Origin of the sequence: Rhodococcus spongiicola (genome assembly GCF_004011835.1) — a bacterium.
Classification (GTDB): Bacteria; Actinomycetota; Actinomycetes; order Mycobacteriales; family Mycobacteriaceae; genus Prescottella; species Prescottella spongiicola.
In genome coordinates, this window is record NZ_RKLN01000001.1 from 378546 (window position 1) to 397939 (window position 19394).

At 64.2% G+C, this 19394-nt stretch carries 21 protein-coding genes; 7 read left to right on the forward strand and 14 right to left on the reverse strand.

The genetic code is table 11. The annotated features are described in order from the left end of the window. Positions 1 to 32: 32 nt before the first annotated feature. Together EF834_RS01640 and greA are read left to right on the forward strand one after the other, a co-directional pair. Positions 33 to 458, forward strand: coding sequence for a DUF4307 domain-containing protein (locus EF834_RS01640; RefSeq protein ID WP_127945051.1), 426 nt, complete (start codon positions 33 to 35; stop codon positions 456 to 458). Between the two features lie 249 nt (positions 459 to 707). Beyond that, positions 708 to 1202, forward strand: a complete 495-nt coding sequence (gene greA, locus EF834_RS01645; protein WP_127945053.1) for a transcription elongation factor GreA — start codon at positions 708 to 710, stop codon at positions 1200 to 1202. Positions 1203 to 1369: 167 nt separating this feature from the next. Here greA and EF834_RS01650 read toward each other — a convergent pair whose 3' ends face one another. Continuing rightward, positions 1370 to 2512, reverse strand: coding sequence for a cystathionine gamma-synthase (locus EF834_RS01650; protein ID WP_127945055.1), 1143 nt, complete (start codon positions 2510 to 2512; stop codon positions 1370 to 1372). Positions 2513 to 2575: 63 nt separating this feature from the next. Continuing rightward, positions 2576 to 3961, reverse strand: coding sequence for a cystathionine beta-synthase (locus EF834_RS01655; RefSeq protein WP_127945057.1), 1386 nt, complete (start codon positions 3959 to 3961; stop codon positions 2576 to 2578). Between the two features lie 279 nt (positions 3962 to 4240). Between EF834_RS01655 and EF834_RS01660 the strand changes: the two genes are divergently transcribed. Further along, positions 4241 to 5458, forward strand: coding sequence for an acetyl-CoA C-acetyltransferase (locus tag EF834_RS01660; RefSeq protein ID WP_127945059.1), 1218 nt, complete (start codon positions 4241 to 4243; stop codon positions 5456 to 5458). Positions 5459 to 5540: 82 nt separating this feature from the next. On the opposite strand, the gene EF834_RS01665 is transcribed toward EF834_RS01660, so the two are convergent. Both EF834_RS01665 and EF834_RS01670 read right to left on the reverse strand, forming a co-directional pair. After that, positions 5541 to 6401, reverse strand: a complete 861-nt coding sequence (locus EF834_RS01665; RefSeq protein ID WP_127945061.1) for a DUF559 domain-containing protein — start codon at positions 6399 to 6401, stop codon at positions 5541 to 5543. A gap of 142 nt (positions 6402 to 6543) precedes the next feature. Further along, complete coding sequence (locus EF834_RS01670) at positions 6544 to 7371, reverse strand: Bax inhibitor-1/YccA family protein (RefSeq protein ID WP_206615153.1); 828 nt, start codon at positions 7369 to 7371, stop codon at positions 6544 to 6546. Between the two features lie 246 nt (positions 7372 to 7617). Between EF834_RS01670 and EF834_RS01675 the strand changes: the two genes are divergently transcribed. Further along, positions 7618 to 7956, forward strand: a complete 339-nt coding sequence (locus EF834_RS01675; RefSeq protein WP_127945065.1) for a hypothetical protein — start codon at positions 7618 to 7620, stop codon at positions 7954 to 7956. Between the two features lie 6 nt (positions 7957 to 7962). Here EF834_RS01675 and EF834_RS01680 read toward each other — a convergent pair whose 3' ends face one another. Beyond that, the gene (locus EF834_RS01680; RefSeq protein ID WP_127945067.1) at positions 7963 to 9096 is read right to left on the reverse strand and encodes a class I SAM-dependent methyltransferase; all 1134 of its coding nucleotides are present in this window, start codon (positions 9094 to 9096) and stop codon (positions 7963 to 7965) included. 178 nt (positions 9097 to 9274) lie between these two features. On the opposite strand from EF834_RS01680, the gene EF834_RS01685 reads away from it, so the two are divergent. Beyond that, positions 9275 to 9616, forward strand: coding sequence for a GNAT family N-acetyltransferase (locus EF834_RS01685; protein WP_127945069.1), 342 nt, complete (start codon positions 9275 to 9277; stop codon positions 9614 to 9616). A gap of 119 nt (positions 9617 to 9735) precedes the next feature. On the opposite strand, the gene EF834_RS01690 is transcribed toward EF834_RS01685, so the two are convergent. Together EF834_RS01690 and EF834_RS18130 are read right to left on the reverse strand one after the other, a co-directional pair. Next, on the reverse strand, positions 9736 to 10002 hold the full coding sequence (locus EF834_RS01690; RefSeq protein WP_127945071.1) for a hypothetical protein: 267 nt from the start codon (positions 10000 to 10002) through the stop codon (positions 9736 to 9738). A 392-nt stretch (positions 10003 to 10394) separates the two neighbouring features. Further along, positions 10395 to 11303, reverse strand: coding sequence for an alpha/beta hydrolase family protein (locus EF834_RS18130; RefSeq protein WP_164874041.1), 909 nt, complete (start codon positions 11301 to 11303; stop codon positions 10395 to 10397). A gap of 369 nt (positions 11304 to 11672) precedes the next feature. Here EF834_RS18130 and EF834_RS01705 point away from each other — a divergent pair, with 369 nt between their 5' ends. Continuing rightward, positions 11673 to 12584 carry an SDR family NAD(P)-dependent oxidoreductase gene (locus tag EF834_RS01705; RefSeq protein WP_127945077.1) on the forward strand — a complete coding sequence of 304 codons (912 nt, stop codon included), beginning with the start codon at positions 11673 to 11675 and terminating at the stop codon, positions 12582 to 12584. Between the two features lie 48 nt (positions 12585 to 12632). Beyond that, the gene (locus EF834_RS01710; protein WP_127945079.1) at positions 12633 to 13040 is read left to right on the forward strand and encodes a DUF1330 domain-containing protein; all 408 of its coding nucleotides are present in this window, start codon (positions 12633 to 12635) and stop codon (positions 13038 to 13040) included. A gap of 21 nt (positions 13041 to 13061) precedes the next feature. Here EF834_RS01710 and EF834_RS01715 read toward each other — a convergent pair whose 3' ends face one another. The 7 genes from EF834_RS01715 to EF834_RS01745 form a co-directional block, all read right to left on the reverse strand. Beyond that, complete coding sequence (locus tag EF834_RS01715) at positions 13062 to 14603, reverse strand: DHA2 family efflux MFS transporter permease subunit (protein WP_127945081.1); 1542 nt, start codon at positions 14601 to 14603, stop codon at positions 13062 to 13064. Continuing rightward, on the reverse strand, positions 14569 to 15003 hold the full coding sequence (locus EF834_RS01720; protein ID WP_408014467.1) for a MarR family winged helix-turn-helix transcriptional regulator: 435 nt from the start codon (positions 15001 to 15003) through the stop codon (positions 14569 to 14571). Before EF834_RS01720 ends, EF834_RS01715 begins: the two co-directional genes overlap by 35 nt. Positions 15004 to 15434: 431 nt before the next feature. Next, entirely contained in the window at positions 15435 to 15962 is a 528-nt protein-coding gene (locus EF834_RS01725; RefSeq protein ID WP_127945085.1) for a hypothetical protein, read from the reverse strand. Positions 15963 to 16171: 209 nt separating this feature from the next. Next, positions 16172 to 16750, reverse strand: a complete 579-nt coding sequence (locus tag EF834_RS18135; protein ID WP_164874042.1) for a hypothetical protein — start codon at positions 16748 to 16750, stop codon at positions 16172 to 16174. 291 nt (positions 16751 to 17041) lie between these two features. Next, positions 17042 to 17533 carry a hypothetical protein gene (locus EF834_RS01735; protein ID WP_127945092.1) on the reverse strand — a complete coding sequence of 164 codons (492 nt, stop codon included), beginning with the start codon at positions 17531 to 17533 and terminating at the stop codon, positions 17042 to 17044. Positions 17534 to 17849: 316 nt separating this feature from the next. Further along, positions 17850 to 18395 (reverse strand): hypothetical protein, encoded by a 546-nt coding sequence (locus EF834_RS01740; RefSeq protein WP_127945095.1) that lies wholly within the window; start codon positions 18393 to 18395, stop codon positions 17850 to 17852. Positions 18396 to 18710: 315 nt separating this feature from the next. Then, on the reverse strand, positions 18711 to 19166 hold the full coding sequence (locus tag EF834_RS01745) for a hypothetical protein (protein WP_127945098.1): 456 nt from the start codon (positions 19164 to 19166) through the stop codon (positions 18711 to 18713). Positions 19167 to 19394 lie beyond the last annotated feature (228 nt).

A 19394-nucleotide genomic window follows, 5' to 3' on the forward strand; every position in this document is an offset into this window, starting at 1 on the left:
GTGCACCACCGAACCCGCTCGAGAGCGAAGTGATGAGCAGTACAACTCTGACCGACCGCTACGGATCCACGCCCAGAAGACCGCGGTCCGGGAACTGGGTCAAATGGGTGCTCACGGGCCTGGTGGTTATCGCCGGCATCGGCATCGCTTCGATCGGTTACTCGAAGTTCGCCGTCAACGAGGTCGAGGGAAAACAGATCTACTTCGACATCATCGACAACCGCACGATGAACATCCAGTTCACCGTCACCCGCGAGGATCCGTCGCAGCCGGCGGTGTGCATCATCCGCACCAGGTCGAAGGACGGATCCGAGACCGGTCGTCGCGAGGTGTACATCGCACCGTCCAACGAGTCGACGGTCGAGGTCACAGCACCGGTCCATACCTCCCATCCACCGGCGGTGGGGGACGTGTACGGATGTAGTCTGAACGTCCCGGCCTATCTTCACGCGGGCTGAGGTCCAGACCGACCGGTCCTCCTTTCACGGGTCGAGAACCTGCCGCGTGCTAAAATGGATCGATGCACGGTTCCACTGGAGCCGTGTATTGCTGCATTGACGGCAGGACGAGTCTGCTTACGAAAGTAGGCGTGCTGGGGGATCTTCGCCACGGACTGGAACCGCCTGCCCGTTGGTCGTTGCTGTTCGCAGCGATCTGCTGGGGGAGAACAGCAACGAGGGCTTCGATTTACGAAGGAGTGATCGACAATGACCGAGACCCAGGTGACCTGGCTTACTCAGGAGTCTCACGACAGGCTCAAGGCTGAGCTGGACCAGCTCATCGCCAATCGTCCGGTCATTGCCGCCGAGATCAACGAACGTCGTGAGGAGGGCGACCTCAAGGAGAACGGCGGCTACCACGCTGCGCGCGAGGAGCAGGGCCAGCAGGAGGCTCGCATTCGCCAGCTGCAGGAGTTGCTGAACAACGCCAAGGTCGGCGAGGCTCCGACGCAATCGGGTATCGCGTTGCCCGGTTCGGTCGTCAAGGTCTACTACGACGGTGACGAGACCGACACCGAGACGTTCCTCATCGCCACCCGCGAGGAGGGCGCCCGCAACGACAAGCTAGAGGTCTACTCGCCGAACTCCCCGCTCGGCGGCGCGCTGATCGACGCCAAGGTGGGCGAGACCCGCGAGTACACCCTGCCCAACGGCAGCCTGATGAAGGTCACTCTCGTCAGTGCGGAGCCGTACCACGCCTGATCACACCCAGATACGAAGAACCCCGGCTCGGGCGTGTTGCCCGGACCGGGGTTCTCGCGTTCCGGCGGCCTGATCAGAACCCTGTCGCGCATTCACACACGCATCGGGCAATCCGACTGTCGCGGGCGAGATTCGGGAAACACTCGGCCCCGCGAGTCGGAGTCCGATCAGCCCAGAGCCTGCTCGATGTCGGCGAGCAGGTCCGTCGCATCTTCGATGCCCACGGACAGACGCACCAGATCCTCCGGCACCTCGAGTGCAGAACCGGCGGTGGACGCGTGCGTCATCGCACCCGGGTGTTCGATGAGCGACTCGACGCCGCCGAGAGACTCTGCGAGCGTAAAGATCTGCGTGCGCGCGCAGAAGTCGAGCGCGGCCTGCTTGCCACCCTTCAGCCGCACCGAGATCATTCCGCCGAAGCGGCGCATCTGCTTGGCCGCCACCACATGACCGGGATGCGAATCGAGCCCCGGATAGATGACCTGGTCGATCGCGGAGTGCCCGGACAGCAGATCGACGATCTTCTCGGCGTTGTCGCTGTGCCGTTCCATGCGCAGCGCGAGGGTCTTGATGCCGCGCATCGTCAGGAAAGCGTCGAACGGACCGGGCACCGCACCCGCGCCGTTCTGCAGGAACGCGAACTTGGCGTCGAGGTCCTCGTCGTTGGTGACGAGCGCTCCACCGACGACGTCAGAGTGGCCACCGATGTACTTGGTCGTCGAGTGCAGCGCGATGTCCGCACCCAGCGCCAGCGGCTGCTGCAGATAGGGCGATGCAAAAGTGTTGTCCACCAACAACTTCGCACCAGCCGCGTGCGCCACCTCCGCGGCCGCTGCGATGTCGCCGATGTTGAGAAGCGGGTTCGTCGGCGTCTCGACCCAAACCAGCTTGGTGCTCGGACGAATCGCGGCGCGAACCGCATCGACATCGGACACCGCGACCGGGGTGTATTCGATCCCCCACTGTGTGAACACCTTGTCGATGAGGCGGAACGTGCCGCCGTAGGCGTCATCGGGGATCACCAGATGGTCGCCGGGACGCAGCAACGACCGCAGGACACAATCCGTCGCCGCCATGCCGGATCCGAACGCCCGCCCGAACGTGCCCGACTCGAGTGCCGCGAGGTTCGCCTCGAGCGGCCGACGGGTCGGGTTGCCGGTGCGCGCGTACTCGAACCCGCCCCGCATGCCACCGACACCGTCTTGTGCGAATGTCGAACTGGCATAGATCGGAACGTTGACGGCGCCGGTCTGCGGATCGGGCTCGTATCCGGCGTGGACGGCTCTGGTGGAGAAACCCTGCTCGCTCATGCCGACCAGCCTAGCGATCGGGTTGGACCACGGGGATTCGCGCTCTACCCGTCCGACCGGCGGTCAGGCTCCGGAACTGAGGAACCCGAGCAGGTCGTGTCGGGTGATGACCCCAGCCGGCTTGCCGTCGTCCACCACCATGAGGGCGTCGGTGTCACCCAGGGCCTTCGTGGCCGCCGACACCGGCTCTTGCGCACCGATCAGCGGGAACGGCTTGGACATGTGCTTCTCGACCGGATCTGCCAGGGCCGCGCGGCCCTCGAAGACCGCACTCAGCAGGTCGCGTTCGGACACACTGCCCGCGACCTCGCCGGCCATGACCGGCGGCTCGGCCCCGACGACGGGCATCTGCGAAACCCCGTACTCACGCAGGATCTCGATCGCATCGCGAAGCGTCTCACCCGGGTGCGTGTGCACCAGATCGGGCAGCTCACCGGACTTGCCGCGCAGCACGTGTCCGACCGTCGGCTCGGCAGTGTCACCGGAGAGCGGGGTGCGCAGGAAGCCGTACGAAGCCATCCACTCGTCGTTGAAGATCTTCGACAGGTAGCCGCGGCCGCCGTCCGGGAGCAGCACGACGACCAGCGCGTCCGGCCCCTCACGCTTGGCGACCTCGAGGGCAGCGACGACAGCCATACCGCAGGAGCCGCCGACCAGTAGACCCTCCTCGCGGGCGAGTCGGCGCGTCATATCGAACGAGTCGGCGTCGGACACGGCGATGATCTCGTCGGGCACGCTCGGGTCGTAGGCGCTGGGCCAGAAGTCTTCGCCGACACCCTCGACCAGGTACGGCCGGCCGGTGCCGCCCGAGTAGACCGAGCCCTCGGGATCGGCGCCGACGATCTTGACCTTGCCGCCGGAGACCTCCTTGAGGTAGCGGCCGGTCCCCGTGATCGTGCCACCCGTGCCGACGCCGGCGACGAAGTGCGTCACCTTGCCGTTGGTGTCGCGCCAGATCTCCGGGCCGGTGGTCTCGTAGTGGCTGTCCGGGCCGCCCGGGTTGGCGTACTGGTTGGGCTTCCACGCGCCGGGGATCTCACGCACGAGACGGTCGGAGACGCTGTAGTAGCTGTCGGGGTGATCGGGAGCCACCGCGGTCGGGCACACCACGACCTCGGCGCCGTACGCGCGCAACACGTTGCGCTTGTCCTCGCTGACCTTGTCGGGGCAGACGAACACACACCTGTAGCCGCGCTTCTGGGCGACCAGCGCCAGGCCGACGCCGGTGTTACCGGACGTTGGTTCGACGATTGTGCCCCCTGGCTTCAGCTCGCCCGACGCTTCGGCAGCGTCGATCATCTTGACCGCGATGCGGTCCTTGGAGCTGCCGCCTGGGTTGAGGTACTCGACCTTCGCCGCAACCGTCCCGTAGCCCTCGCCGACCACGGAGGACAGCTTGACCAGAGGGGTGTTGCCGATGAGGTCGACGACATGATCCGCGATGCGCATGGTCCCATGTTCCCAGATCGGAATCGGACATGCCGACCGGATCCGGGCAAGCCGATTCGTCGAGCCGTGCCCTTGAGCGCGGTGGGCCCGGTGCTCGTCAACCCACGATGCGGAATACATTTCGGAAGGAGATCTGTTTCCCCAGTTCACAGGATGTTCGCTGCGCTGAAACCCGCGTGCAGTCGTTCCTGCCGACCGAGCCGGGAGGTGGCCCGTTGAGAGATCACAACGGCAACGTAAGTTCATTGATCGAGAAGACCAACCCCAGAAGGAGTTCCCATGCCTGAGGCAGTCATTGTCTCCGTTGCCCGCTCGCCGATCGGCCGTGCCATGAAGGGCACGCTGGCCGGCATGCGTCCAGACGATCTCGCCGCGCAGATGGTCGCCGCCGCGATCGACAAAGTACCCGAGCTCGATCCCTCCGAGATCGACGACCTGCTCCTGGGCTGTGGCCTGCCGGGCGGCAAGGCCGGGTTCAACATGGGCCGAATCGTGGCCATCAAGCTGGGTTACGACACCCTGCCCGGCACCACCATCACCCGCTACTGCTCGTCCTCCTTGCAGACCACCCGCATGGCACTGCACGCCATCAAGGCCGGCGAGGGTGACGTCTTCATCTCCGCCGGCGTCGAGTCCGTGTCGAGCTTCGCGGCCGGCAACTCGGACTCCCTGCCGGACACGAAGAACCCGTTCTTCGCCGACGCCATGGAGCGCACCACCGTGGCCGCCCAGGGCGGCGTGCAGTGGCACGACCCGCGTGAGGACGGCATCGCCCCCGACGCATACATCGCGATGGGCCAGACCGCCGAGAACGTCGCGCAGCTGACCGGTATCAGCCGCGAGGAGCAGGACCAGTGGGGCGTCCGTTCGCAGAACCGCGCCGAGGAGGCCATCAAGGCAGGCTTCTTCGAGCGTGAAATCACCCCGGTCACCCTCGAGGACGGCACCGTCGTCAGCAAGGACGACGGCCCGCGCGCCGGCGTCACCTACGAGGCCGTCAGCCAGCTCAAGCCGGTCTTCCGCCCCGACGGCACCGTCAACGCCGGCAACTGCTGCCCGCTGAACGACGGCGCGGCCGCGCTGGTCATCATGAGCGACACCAAGGCCAAGGACCTGGGCCTGACCCCGCTCGCCCGGGTCGTGTCGACCGGCGTCTCGGGGCTGTCGCCGGAGATCATGGGCCTGGGCCCCATCGAGGCCACCAAGAAGGCCCTGGCGCTGGCCGGGAAGACGATCAGCGACATCGACCTGTTCGAGATCAACGAGGCCTTCGCGGTGCAGGTGTTGGGCTCGGCCCGCGAGCTCGGCATCGAGGAGGACAAGCTGAACGTCTCCGGCGGCGCGATCGCCGTCGGTCACCCGTTCGGTATGACCGGCGCTCGCATCACCGCGACGCTGCTCAACAACCTGCAGACCCACGACAAGCAGTTCGGTGTCGAGACCATGTGCGTCGGCGGCGGCCAGGGTATGGCGATGGTCCTCGAGCGCCTCAGCTAGTCCTCTAGCCCTCGAACGTCCGTGAACGGGCGGTTTTCTGAGCGTCGGCCGGGTGGGCCGCCGGAAAACCGCCCGTTCGTCGTCAGACGGGGGCACCGGCCCTCCGGAGCTTGTCGCGGACACGGGCAACGAGGACCCCAGGCCTGTCGTAGAGCAGCTCTGCTCCTACACGGATCACGGTCCAGCCCTGTGCCTCCAGGCGAGCCTGCCGCTCGATGTCGAGGCCACGCTGCCGGCGGGTCCAGTGATCGACGCCGTCGTACTCGACAAGCGTCAGCCAATCGCGCCACCCCATGTCGGAGCGTGCGAAGACGCGGCCGTAAGGATCCCGAATCCGGATCTGGGTCTCCGGTCGCGGGAGTCCGGCGTCTACGAGCGTCAGCCGGGTGTGCGTCTCAGGTGGGGACTCCGCGCCGCCGTCGACGTCCTCGAGGATTGCCCGTAGACGAGCCACCCCGCGCAATCCTGCCCACCGCTCGGCAAGCAGGGCGACGTCGGCCGGTTTGAGTCCTGTTGCATTGCAAAGTGCGTCCACTGCAACGATCGCCGGCACCCGGGGTAGACGGCGTCCGAGATCGAAGGCCGCGCGCGCCGATGTTGCCACCGACATCCCGCCGAGCAGTTCGAACTCGTCGGGTTCAATCCGGCAGTTGTGTGCGATCATTCCCGCGGGAGCCCGCCGGTGACCTACCCGGATCACCTCTGCCGGCTCTTGATTGTCGATCCACTTCGTACCGCGCAGCGCAGCTGCCGAGAAACCGGTGAGGATTGCCTCCGGTCCAGCGAAGAGTGCTGCAGCCTGTGCGCGACGCGCTGGAGTGACCTCGACGTGCTTGCGGACGTAGACGCCGCGGTAGATGCGCACGAAGTCGTGGTAGAGCTGATGGTCAGTCAGCTCCCCCGCTACGGCCGACCGCAGAAACGGCTCCTCGTATGCCCCCATAGGAGCAGCATCACCGACGAAGTACGCCCAGAGAACTCGCCGGACGAAGTTATCCCCAGGCCGCCAACGGCGAACGGGCGGTTCTCCGACCGTCGGCCGAGTGGCCTGTCGGAAAACCGCCCGTTCGTGAGGCGCTGTGCGGCTAGTCGCTGTTGAAGTAGCTGAGCAGGCGCAGAATCTCGACGTACAGCCACACCAGGGTGACGGTCAGACCGAGGGCGATGCCCCACGCGGCCTTCTCCGGGGCCTGGGCGCGGATCAGCTGGTCGGCAGCGTCGAAGTCCAGCAGGAAGCTGAACGCCGCGAGGCCGATGCACACGAGGCTGAAGATGATCGCAACCGTGCCGCCGTCGCGCAGGCCGAATCCGCCGTCGGTGAAGAAGCTCGCGACCAGGTTGCCGATCATCAAGACCACGACACCGATGAGCCCACCGATGATCATGCGGGTCAGGCGGGGGGTCACGCGGATGGCGCCGGTCTTGTAGACGACGAGCATGCCGAAGAAGACGCCGAACGTGCCGAGAACGGCCTGGCCGATCAGCGTGGATGCCGCCACTCCAGCGGCGAGCATATTGGCGAAGAGGAACGAGAGCGCGCCGAGGAACACACCCTCGCACGCCGCGTAGGCGAGCACGATCGCCGGGTTGTCCATCTTGCGGCCGAACGTCGCGACCATCACCAGGACGAAGCCGATGAGGCCACCACCGATGACAAACGGCATCGCAAGGTCGGTGTTATTGCCGACGAGCAGATACGAGACGATCGCCGTCAGCGTCAATACGCCGAGCGTGATACCCGTCTTGGTGACGACGTCATCGATCGTCATCGCCCGCTGCGGCGTCTGAGGCTGCTGACCGTAACCGTATTCCTGGGGTATCTGCGTGGCACCTGCCTGCGCAGATCCGAATCTGGCGTATCCGCCCTCCTGCTTGGGCAGGTTGCGGAACACCGGGTTACTGGTGGTGCGCACCGTGCACATCCCTTCTCGTGGTCGTCGGTCGAGCCCCCGATGAGGCTCGAGTCGGCCGGGCATCCGGCATCGCTGTCCGTAAAACGTCCTGCGCGGAACGGAAAGTTCCCGCACCACGCGACCGAAGTCGGACATTTCGGACTGTACCGGGCGTTCCGCTGTCGTCACTATACGAGGACCGGAACAAACGGTATCGGTTGCGCCATCGATCCAGCGAGAAATCGCACAACGGCAGACAATGGAGACATGGGAATCGAAGATGGGGCCGGCGGGACCTTGAACGTCAGCGAGAGCCTCGATTCTGACGAAGTGTGCAACGCCGACGGCGACGATGTGGTCGACGCACCCGACGCATGGAGCGAGGCCGATCGGTTCGGCACCACCCTCCGTGAGGCCGAGCAGGGCGAGAGCCTCGAGCAGCGCCTCGCCGAGGAGGAGCCGGACATCCTGATGTCCGATGAGGAACCCGAGGACGACGACGAGCTGCAGAGCGCCGAGATCGTCGACGGCGTCATCGTCGAGGACCTCGGTCTGCACCGGGGCCAGGTCGACGGCGATGCGGCGGCCGGTGGACCTGTGGCGTAGCTGTCGCTACCGCACCCGGGTCGACCGGGTGACGGTGAACTTCGCGCTGCGCCCCATCTCCTCAGTGGGCCCGACGGCGCGCCCCAGCGCTCCCTTGTAGCCGAGATGCGAGTTGAAGACGATCCATAGTTCCCCGCCCGAGCGCAGGACCCGCCCGGCGGCGGCGAACATCTTGGCCGCGCTTCCTGTGTGTACCGCCGCACCGACATGAAACGGCGGATTGCAGACGATCAGATCGACGCTCGCATCAGGTAGCGAGTCCAACGCGTCGTCACGGAGCGCGCGGACCCGGTCGCCGACACCGTTCGCTCGGGCAGTCGCCGCTGCTGACGCGACGGCAGCGGCGGACTGGTCACTCGCGATCACGGACGCCGACGGCTGCGCCTTCGCCAGGCTCACCGCGAGGATGCCCGTCCCACAGCCGAGGTCTACCGCGGTCTCGGCCTCGCGCATCCCTGGCAGGAACTCGAGCAAGAACCGGGTCCCGATGTCGAGCTTGGGGCCGGCGAACACCGCTCCGTGCGCGACGACATGCAGGTCGAGATCATCTAGGCGCTCCACGACCGGAAACCGCGACGACTCGGCAAGTTGTAGCGGTGAGTCGGCGATGAGCACCCGCGACTTCTGCCGACCCAGCGTCGCCCTCACGTTCTCGAACGACAAGCGCAGCACGTCGTTCATGGCGTGGGTGATGTGCTTGTTTCGTCCGCCTGCGTAGACGACGACATCCGGGGCGGCGTACCGGGCGACGGCGTCGGCGATCTCGTCGAGCTCGTCGAGGCCTCGGGGCAACTGCATCAGCACAACTCGCGCCCCGGCGAGCAGATCCTCCCCCAACGGCAACGACCGGTAGGAGCCGGACTGCCCGACAGCTTCGGCATTGTTCGCCAACGCTCGCTCTCCAGTGAGCCGATCCTGTTGCACACGAATGTCTTTCGCACCGAAACGAACGGCGCATCCGAGAGTGAGCGCACCATAGTGATCGCCGATCACGACGACGGTGCCGGTTGGTGCGTTGCCGAGTGCGCCGGCTGCCTCGTCGAGTATCAGTCGGTCGGCCGCGTCGACAGCGAACAGATTGGGCGCCTCGACATCAGGGAAGCGCCGGATCCGGCTGAACACGTCTTCGACGGAGAGCATGGCGACAAGTGTCCTCGACGCTCCGACGTGCTTGACACCCGGCCTGTCGACGGAACTGGGACTGCACAGCGACCCCAGGCCGACCCGAATCGACACGCCAACCCGGTGCGGGCTGCGAAGATGGCGATGAGCGGTTAGTTGAACCCAGGTCACGTCTGCGACTTACCGAGGAGGGATCATGACCGACGAACCCGACGCCGAACTCGAGGTTCAACCGTTGTCTGCGTCCCTCCGCTACGAGATACGCGTGGGCGCCGAACTGGCAGGGTTCACTGAGTTCGTCGACAGCGGCGAACAGCGGATCTTCTTCCACACCGAGGTCGACGAACGCTTTGCCGGACGGGGGCTCGCGAGCACATTGATCCGTACCGCGCTCGACGACGCCACCTCCCGCGGCAGGCGCATCGTGCCGATCTGTCCGTTTGTCGCAGGCTTCCTCGACAAGCATCTGGAATTCGTCGAATACGTCGACGCGGTGACTCCGGCTGCACAGCGGACCGTCATGCAATTCCGAACCTGACACACGACCGCTCAGTTCCGCGCTCGGCAGCGGTGTCGTATCTCCGAACCGCAAAGCTCGCAAACATGGAATCTGTTGCTCCACTGAAACATTAGGTGCATTCCCGCCAGACCCGTCGGTCAGCTGCAAGCACTCTTCTCTTCGGGAGTTTGAGCGTTGTAGATGCACTCCGTGTAGGCGTCCCAGTCATTCGTGATCTGGGTCTGCTCGCCCCCGAACCGATCAATCGCGTTGAACACGATCACGATGCCGACGATCCCGCCGATCATTGCCAAAACACTCAGAACGACACCAGACACAGCAGCCTTCTGATCGGTCTGCGTCACCGGTGACGGTCCGACCCGCGTCATCTGCCTACCCGGGTGCTGCGAGAACTGGTCGGCCATCAGAAACCTTTCGTCTGCACAATGATTCAAACTCAACCGAGACAGGCAGAATGAACAAAGCGTCGAGGCAACGTGCCACCACATTTGTGCGAACGAGAATCCCCCTTGGATACCGACCGCCCCTGTCGTCTGACCTCCAATGTATACCGCAAATCGGACAATTCCCGAGGGTAAATCGGAGTACCCGAGTGGGACTCGAATCCAAATCGTGCGTGAATCGACCGTGGCGCAGCTGTGCGTTTGCGAAGCAGTTCTCCTCGGAACCTGTTGTAGGGCTCCGTATTCGATCTGCTTCGTAGTTGTCGAGGCCGGTCTGAGTACTCGTTTGCTTCGTCGCGCCCACGCAGCAGCTTGTTCTTCGGCGTGCTCTCTGGCGGCGTAACGGGTTCGAGCTACGGGTGGGAGTTGTACCAGTCGATCATCTTTTCGGGGTGTTCGGCGAAGTAGGTGTAGCCGTGGTGGCGTATCGAGGTGCCGCCTATCCAGAACATTTCCTTGTCCACGGCGGGGATGGCGTCGTAGATCGCCTGGACGTCGGCTTCACGGGTCATGAGATCGTCGCGGACTTGCACGACGAGGGTGGGGATGGTGACGGCGGTCGCGAAACGGGTCATGTCGTAGTCGTCGACCTTGAAACTGGTCAGGAGTTGGATGGCGGTTTCGAAGTGTCCGATGGCCTCAGGTACGCCCATCGCTTCCAGGGCGCGCTCGGCGAAGCTGCGGCCGGTCAATGGTTGGATGGCGATCATGGAGCGCACGCCGTCGAACTCTGCGGGGTTATGGGCCATGGCGACGAAGGTGGAGTCGGCGCCGATGCACATGCTCTGCAGCGAGATCGCCATGTCCTTGGTGTCAGGGCGCGATCGGATGTAGCGGAGGGAGCCGATGACGTCGCGCCATTCGATCAGTCCGGTGGCGCAGATGCCGCCGGCCCCGGCAGAGCTGAGGCCGTGGTTTCGCAGGTCATAGGCCAACACGTTGTAGCCCGCATCGTGCAGGGCCTTGTACTTGGGCAAGAAGTCGACCTCGACGCCGTTGGAACTGTTCCAGCCCTCCAGGTGGCCCGGGTAACCCTGCCGGTTGGCAGGGCCGAAGTGGTTGCAAATCACGACGCGCCCGGAGTCGGCCGGAATCAGCCATCCCTCGAGCACGGTGCCGTCGAGGGCAGGAAAGAAGACATCCTCGTAATCGAGGCCAACAGTGTCAGGACGTTTGAGGATCGGGGTTCGTTCGGGGAACGCCAGGCCACGGGCTACCATCTCGGCGATCTGGACTCCGGTGGGTGCTGCGGTGTCGGTCATTGCGGTGCTCCCGGTACGGCATGAGTATTGATACGTCTTGTCGTACGTGCAGTCACTGGGTGGCAAGCGAATCATCAGCGTTCAGCTGATGCCTGCAATCGACTTCGTATCGCTACGCGACGGCAATGTTGTTGCCCGGCAGTGCCATAGGCGGTCCCCCACATCGTCCGGGTCGGTCGGTGCCGAACGGAGTCTTGTGCGGCGGTCTCCTCGACTGCCGGCCAGTGGGAATCCCGATCCCAGAGAAGGTTCCGGTGGTGTTGGGGTCTCCCCCTCGGCTGTCGACATCCTGCACCTAGCCAGCTGACTCGCCGTCACTAAAATATACATGACAGTCAGTCAGATACAGGATGAGCAAGGGGGATCGCCATGAAGTGGACCGCGGCCGATGTGCCCGATCAATCCGGCAGGGTCGCCATCATCACCGGCTCCAACACCGGCCTCGGCTACGAGACCGCCGCCGTTCTCGCCGCCAAGGGTGCCCACGTCGTATTGGCGGTGCGTAACCTCGAGAAGGGCAAGGAAGCGGCCGATCGCATCAAGGCGGTCAGTCCCGACGCCACCGTCACACTGCAGCAACTCGACCTCACCTCGCTGGAGAACATCCACAAGGCCGCCGAGGAGCTGCGCGCCAACCATCCACGCATCGATCTACTGATCAACAACGCTGGCGTCATGTGGACTCCCAAGGCCACGACAAAAGACGGCTTCGAGTTGCAGTTCGGCACCAACCACCTTGGTCACTTCGCGCTCACTGGCCAGCTGATCGAGAACATGCTGGCGGTCGAAGGGTCGCGGGTGGTGACGATCAGCAGTCTGGGTCATCGGATCCGCGCCAAGATTCACTTCGACGACCTGCAGTTGGAGCGGAACTACAACCGGGTGGCCGCCTACGGACAGGCCAAACTGGCCAACCTGATGTTCACCTACGAACTAGCGCGCCGGCTCGAGGACAAGGATGCCCAGACGATCGCGGTGGCAGCTCACCCCGGTGGCTCCAACACCGAGCTCACCCGCAACATTCCGGGGATCGTCAGGCCACCTCTCGAACTGCTGTCAGGACTGGTGGCGCAAAGCGCAGCCATGGGTGCGTTGCCGACGTTGCGCGCGGCAACCGATCCGAGTGTGCGGAACGGTCAGTACTACGGCCCGGATGGCTTTCGCGAAACGCGCGGCAACCCGAAGCTCGTTGAGTCCAGCGCACAATCACACGATGCTGACATTCAGCGCCGACTCTGGGCCGTGTCCGAAGAACTGACCGACATCACCTACCCGGTGTAGCAGCTGATTGCCTCGCAACACGGCATGACATGGTGAGGAGCTCGGGAAATGCAGGTCGAGAATGCTGTCTATCCCAGCGTTGAACGCATCGGGGCGCTGGGTGCGGTCGAGTCCGGGGAGCCGGTCGTGATGCTCAACCTCCTCAGGTTTCGTGACAAGGCGGTCTATAGCGATGGCCGCTCGACAGCGCTGACCGGGCGCGAGGCGTACCAGATCTATGCCACCGCGATGCAGAAGATCGTCGAAGAAAACGGTGGAAGGTTTGTGTTTCTCGGACAGATCAATTCGTTGGTGATCGGCGAGGTCGAAGATATGTGGGACTTTTGCGCCCTGGTCGAATACCCCTCCGCTGCAGACTTTGTCAGGATCGCCACATTGCCTGAGGTTGCTGAGATCGGCGTCCACCGAACCGCCGGCCTCGCGGGCCAACTGCTGATACGCGTAGCCCAGACGTGACGTCGGAGAAGACGGCCAAGATCAGTGCATCATGACCGTCCGAGCGCCTTCGGCCTCGGAGTCCGGGTTCTCCGATTTCTTGCGTGGCAGCAGGAACGCAGGGATGAAAGTCAGCAGGATCAGAACCGCCGCGACAACGAATGTGTTGCCGAAGGCGTCGGCGAGTTGCGAGAAAGCGTGGGCCAGTACCGGTGGCGGCGTCTGCGCGGCGATCTGCGCTGCCTCCGGAGTATCGCCACGCGACGCGACTGCCAGCCCAGCCGTTCCCTGACTCGAGATCTGATTCGTCAGGACAACCGACATCACGGCGGCGCCGATCGACGTCGCTGTCTGCTGCACGATGGCCACCAACGTCGAACCGCGCGCCACCTGCTCATGGGAAAGCGTGGTGAGCGCCGCGGTCATCAGCGGCATCATCGTGCAGCCCATTCCCAAACCCATCACGAACAGGGCACCCATCAGCAACCACGTCGAAGTATCAGCTGCCACCTGAGTGAACACACTCAGTCCGACGAGGGTCAACGGCAACCCGGTGAGCACGATCTTGCCGGCACCGATCTTGTCGACGAGCCGCCCGGCGATCGGCATGGTCAGCATCGCGCCGATACCCTGCGGCGCGATCAATAGACCGGCGCCCAGCGTGTTGTGCCCACCCACTTGGATGAAGTAACTCGGGAACAAAAGTCCGGCACCCATGAACGCGACAACGAACATCAACAGCGTGATCACCGCGATAGTCAGCTGGCGATCCTTGAACAGATGCAAGTCGATCAGAGGATGGTTCTTATTGAGCGCGTGGAGGACGAACGCGAGGATCAGCGTAAGTCCGATTGCACCGGACACCAACACCCGGGCCGAGGCCACCGTTCCGACTTCCGGGATGGATGAGACACCGAACAGAAACGTCGCTAATCCTGGTGAGAGCAACAGCATTCCGAGGAAGTCGAACGACTCGGAAGGCGCCGGCTTGTCGGACGGCAGAATGAAGTAGGCGGCAACAATGGCAACAAGGCCGATGGGCGGGTTGATCAGGAAGATCCAGTGCCAGCTCGCGACCTCGATCAACCACCCGCCGAGGATGGGACCACCGATGGGACCGAGCAGCACCGGGATGCCGAGCACCGCCATGACCCTTCCAATCCGGTCTGGGCCCGCAGCCCTGGTCAGGATCGTCATGCTGAGGGGCATCAGCATGCCGCCGCCAAGCCCCTGAAGAACGCGGAAGCCGATCAACGAGGTGATGTCCCACGCCATGCTGCACGCCACGGACCCGAGAACGAACAGCGCCACCGCCGTTATGTAGAGGCGCTTGGTTCCGAACCGGTCGGCCGCCCACCCGGTCAACGGAATGACGGCCCCCAGCGCGAGGGTATACGCGGTCATCGTCCACGCGACGGTGGCGTATGAACTGTCGAATTCTCGCGTGAACGTCGTGAGCGCGACGCTGACCACAGTCACGTCGAGGATCGACATGGTCGCACCAAGTACCACGACGGCCGCGATCTTGAGGACCGCGCTGTCCAGTTTGTCAGGCGCTGTAGGCGCCTCCTTCGGCGATGTCATAGCCCTTCTCCTGGTTGAGTTCTCGCAGGGCATTCGCAGCGAGGACAGGTTTCAGTGCCTCGATCAGTCGAGACCGGTCGCTCTCCGGAATCAGTGACGCGAAACGACGCAACTGTTCACGTCTGTGTTCGACGTGTCGGGTGGCTGCCGCGTGACCTGCAGCGGACAACGACACCCTCTTGACGCGCCGGTCACGCTCATCCTCTCGGCGGTCGACCAGGCCGTGTCTCACGAGTTGATCGATGTTTCGACCCGCTGCAGCCATCGACAGCCCCAGTTTTTCCGCAACCTCGTTGATCGGAAGCGGTTCGTCGCGATGCGCCAACGTGAAGAGGACCCGCACCTGCGAAAAGGTGAGGTCCAGTTCGAGGAGGTTGTCCACCAACTCCCCCTCGTTCATCACCTGAGTGAAGAAGTCGTTGAAGAGTTCGAAGAGAAGATCAGCAGTGGTGTCGGACACACCCAAATGCTAGCGCTCGTGCAACTATTATCCAAGTGCAATCATTGACCAAACGCAATTATTGCGTAACCGGATTATCGGTGTCTGTGCCACGGGGCCTGCCGACGTAGGGAACAGGCCGTGCGGTTCTGTACCGGCCATGAAGCGCCCAATCGAAATCATCGCGGTACGACGGCGGCGTATTGCGGGACTCGTCGCCGCCGTTGGCGGCCGGCGGCCTCGAGATTGGGACGGCGGGCGCCCGACTTCCGCCCCGCCGCAACACAACCCATTGGCCTGGCGACCGCGCCGTAGGGCGGACCTCAACCAACAGCGGCCCCGAACATGCTTCTGGCCCGACACCGTGATGGTGCCGGGCCAGGAAGGGGCGGTCAGGAACCGCCGAGGCCGGCGCAGTGGCTACCGACACTGCCGCCGCTGCCGGCGTCGGCGGTGCTAGCGCTGCCTGTCTCAGTGCTACCGAAGTTGCCGAAGTCCATGCTGCCAAGTATGTCGAGGCTGCCGGAGCTGCTGCAAGGCGGGGCGATGAACGTGAGCGGATCGGCCGTGCCGGTTTCCGACGTGTTCCCCCACGCCTCGACGCCGGGTACGGACTCGCAGTTCCAGATGACGTCATAGCGGCCGTCGGCGACGGTCACTGGCTCGCGGTACACCGCGTCGGGCTGGACGAACACGTTGATGCGCACGTGGGTTTCGCCGAACAGGCCACTCGATGCCGCCCAGGCGCATTCGATCATCCCGTCGCTGTCGTTGGCGATGATGACTTCAACGTCGTTCCCGACGACATCGACGGAGAGGGCGACGTCCTCGGGTGCGGCGTTCGCTGGTGCGGCGAACGCGACGGCCAGGACCGGGGCGGCCAAGGCTGCGGTGACGGCGGCACGTACTGACTTGATCAAAGACTTCCCCTTCGCTCGTTCTCCGGATGTGGACATGCCCCGGTGACATCTCGAAAGAACGCGAGCAATCCCCGAGCGTGAAGGAAGCTAACACCGGAGGCCAACGCCTTCAGGGAAGCCACGCCATCGGCGTGGAACGAGAGCCCGCAACAGCTGACGACACATGCTTCTGGCCCGACACCGTGGTGGTGCCGGGCCAGGAAGGGCCGTTAGGAATCGCCGAGGCTGGGGGAAGTGGTGCTGCCCGAGGTGGTGCTGCCCGAGGTGGTGCTGCCCGAGTCGGTGCTGCCGGACTCGGAACTGCCGAGGCTGCCAAGACTGCCGGACTCGGAACTGCCGAGGCTGCCGAGGCTGCCGGTGTCGGTGCCCTCGTCGTCGACAGGCACCGGGGTGGTGACCGGGGTCGGATCTGCCGTGTCGCCGCCGCCTCCTATATCGCCCGTGCCCCATTCCTCGTCAGAGGCAGGGATGGTGGTGCACCACCAACTGATCTTGTAGTCGCCGTCGGGCAGGTCCGCTGCGGTGCGAGACTCGCCACCCAAAGGCAGGACGAGGGTTCGGACCAGCACCTGGGGCTCGTCATCGACGTCGTCGCCGGCCCACGCCAGCCATTCGCAGCCGATCAGGCTTGGGTTGTCGTTAGTGATGGTGACCCACACGTCGTTGCCCTGGACGTCGGCGGTGAGGTTGACGTCCTCGGCAGCCGCGTTCGCTGGTGCGGCGAACGCGACGGCCAGGAGCGGAGCGGCCAAGGCTGCGGTGACGGCGGCACGTACTGACTTGATCAAAGACTTCCCTTTCGCTCGTTCTCCGTATGCGGCGTGCGCCGGTGGCATCTCGAAAGAACGCGAGCAATCCCCCCGGGGTGTGAGGGAAGTTAACACCGAACATGGCCATCTCGAGAGAAGCCACGCCATTGACGCTGTAGGCACCCGAGTATTCGCGCTGATGAAACCGCATCGCCCGCAACAGCTGACGGCACACATGGGGGAAGCCGAGCTATTTGGCGAACTACCGAACAGCGGCCGAAACATACTTCTGGCCCGACACCGTGGTGGTGCCGGGCCAGCAAGGCCCGGTTAGGAACCGCCGAGGATGCCGAAGTCGAGGCTGCCAAGGCTGCCGGTGCCGACCTCCCCTGCTACAGCACCGACGGTGAACGTGATCGGTTCGGTCCTGTAAGCGGGGTCAACGGAGTCTGGTGTCCCCCACGTCTCCAGATAAGGTGCGGGCCAGGTGGCGGAAGGGCGGCCTTTGCACGTCCAGGTCATCTGGTAGGTGCCATCGTCGAAGGTCGCCGCCTTGCGGTGCTCCTTGATATCCGGAAGGTATAGAAAAGTAGCGCCGGTGCCGAGTGGATTAGCTCCGGAGTTGCCGTCGTTCGTTATCTCCCATGAGCAGTCGAGGTCGTACTTGGAGTTGATGGTGACGATGAGTTCGACGTCGTTGCCCTGGACGTCGACGGTGAAGGTGAGGTCTTCGGGCGCTGCGTTGACTGGCACGGCGAACATGACGGCCAGGAGCGGGACGGCCAAGGCCGCGGTGACAGCGGCACGTACTGACTTGATCAAGGAGTTCCCTTCTCTCGTTCTCCGTATGCGGGCCCGTGTGCGGGTAGTGGTGCACGGGGGTGGTACCTCGAAAGGACGCGAATGTATCTCCGCCCCAACGTGAACGAAGCTAACACCGGAGGCCGCCCACCTCGAGGGTTTCCACGGAATCGGCGAACGCGAACCCCGAACACCTGACAGCAGGAAGCCGAGCTATCTCTGACGAACAACCCGCCGCTTGTGCCAGGTGCCGGGCCGACCGGAACCAACACGAAACAGCGTGCCTGAAAACGCTTCTGGCCCGACACCGTAATGGTGCCGGGCCAGGAAGGGGCGGTTAGGAACTGCCGAGGACGCCGCTGCCAGTGTTAAGGACACCGCTGCCAGTGTTGATGGCGGCGAAGACAAGTTTGACCCAGTCGGGAAGGAGGTGCCAGCCGTCGCCGGTGATGCCGCCGTCGTCCGTGCCGCCGCCGTCGGTACTAGCCGGGGTAGTGAACTGGATCGGTTCGGCCGTTTCGGTGGGAGAGAGATTCCCCGTCCCCCATTCCCCGACAGGACGGGTGGTGCCGAGGCACGACCAACTGAGCTCGTAGCTGCCATCGTCGAAGGTCGCCGTGCTGCGATACTCGCCACCGCGGTCGATTAAATGATCTCTGGACACGAACGGACCGGGCGCGGAGGGGTCGTCATTCGCGACCTGCCAGAGGCAGACGATCTCCTGCGAACTGTTGTTGGTGATCCTGACTTCAACGTCGCTGCCCTGGAACTCGGCGGTGAGAGTGACGTCTTCGGGTGCGGCGTTGGCCGGCGCGGCGAACACGGCGGCCAGGAGCGGAGCGGCCAAGGCTGCTGCGGCGGTCGCACGTACTGACTTGATCAAGGAATTGCCTTCCCTCGTTCTCCGTATGCGGGCGTGACCGGTGGCATCTCGAAAGAACGTGAGCAATCCCCCCGGCGTGAGGGGAAATTACACCAAAGAGACGTGAGCATGCATTCGGCGCTATCACTGAGATCACGGCGGGGTCCGCGGCGCATCGCCGACAGCATCGACGCCCAAGGGTCCAGCCAGCAACCGAGCGTCGACATCCACCTCCACGTCCACATCACCGACGACGAACCTGCGCCTCGGTGGGGTCGAAGGACTCCGGGATGAGAGAAGGCCCCGTCAGTGTGGCGGGGCCTTCGTCGTCTCGGGTCAGCTCTCGAAGATCGATTCCAGCAGCTGGCTGACGATCAAGTTCACGCTGCCGAAGGTTCGATCTTCGAAGGTGATCTCGACGGGCTCGGCCGTGCCCCGGAATGTCCCCCAATACTCGCTGCCATCGGAAGCGTCACAAAGCCAATCGATGGTGTGTTCGCCGCGTACCTTTGCGGTAACCCTCGCACTATCCGCGCTGCCGGGATCGACTTCCATGCTGACGTCGACGGGCCCCAGGTCTGCCGAGACGGCGGATATCATCGGGCTTGTGTACGTACGGCAGTCGATCTTCGACTCGCTGTTGTTGGTGATGGTCACGATCATGTCCTTGCCCTCGGTCGTCGCCGAGAGGGTGACGTCCTCGGGCGCCGCTTGGGCAGGTGCCGCGAACACGGCGGCGAGGAGGGGGGCGGCCAGCAGTGCGGATGCCGCGGTGCGAACAGACTTCTTCAAAGGGTCCCTCTTTCGTCCAGTGATGTTTCGCGAGGCTAACTCACCTCGGCACCCTTGGGCGCGAACGACACTCCGGTCGCTCGGTCAGCCCTGACCTTCGCCAGCTCCTCCGCGAAGTATGGGCTGTCTTTCAAGAGCCGATTCTGTCGAGCCCAGCTCGAGGGCGGTATCCACCTCATCGTCACTGAGGTCGCCCCGATCCAAACCCACATCGATGAAACCGATCAA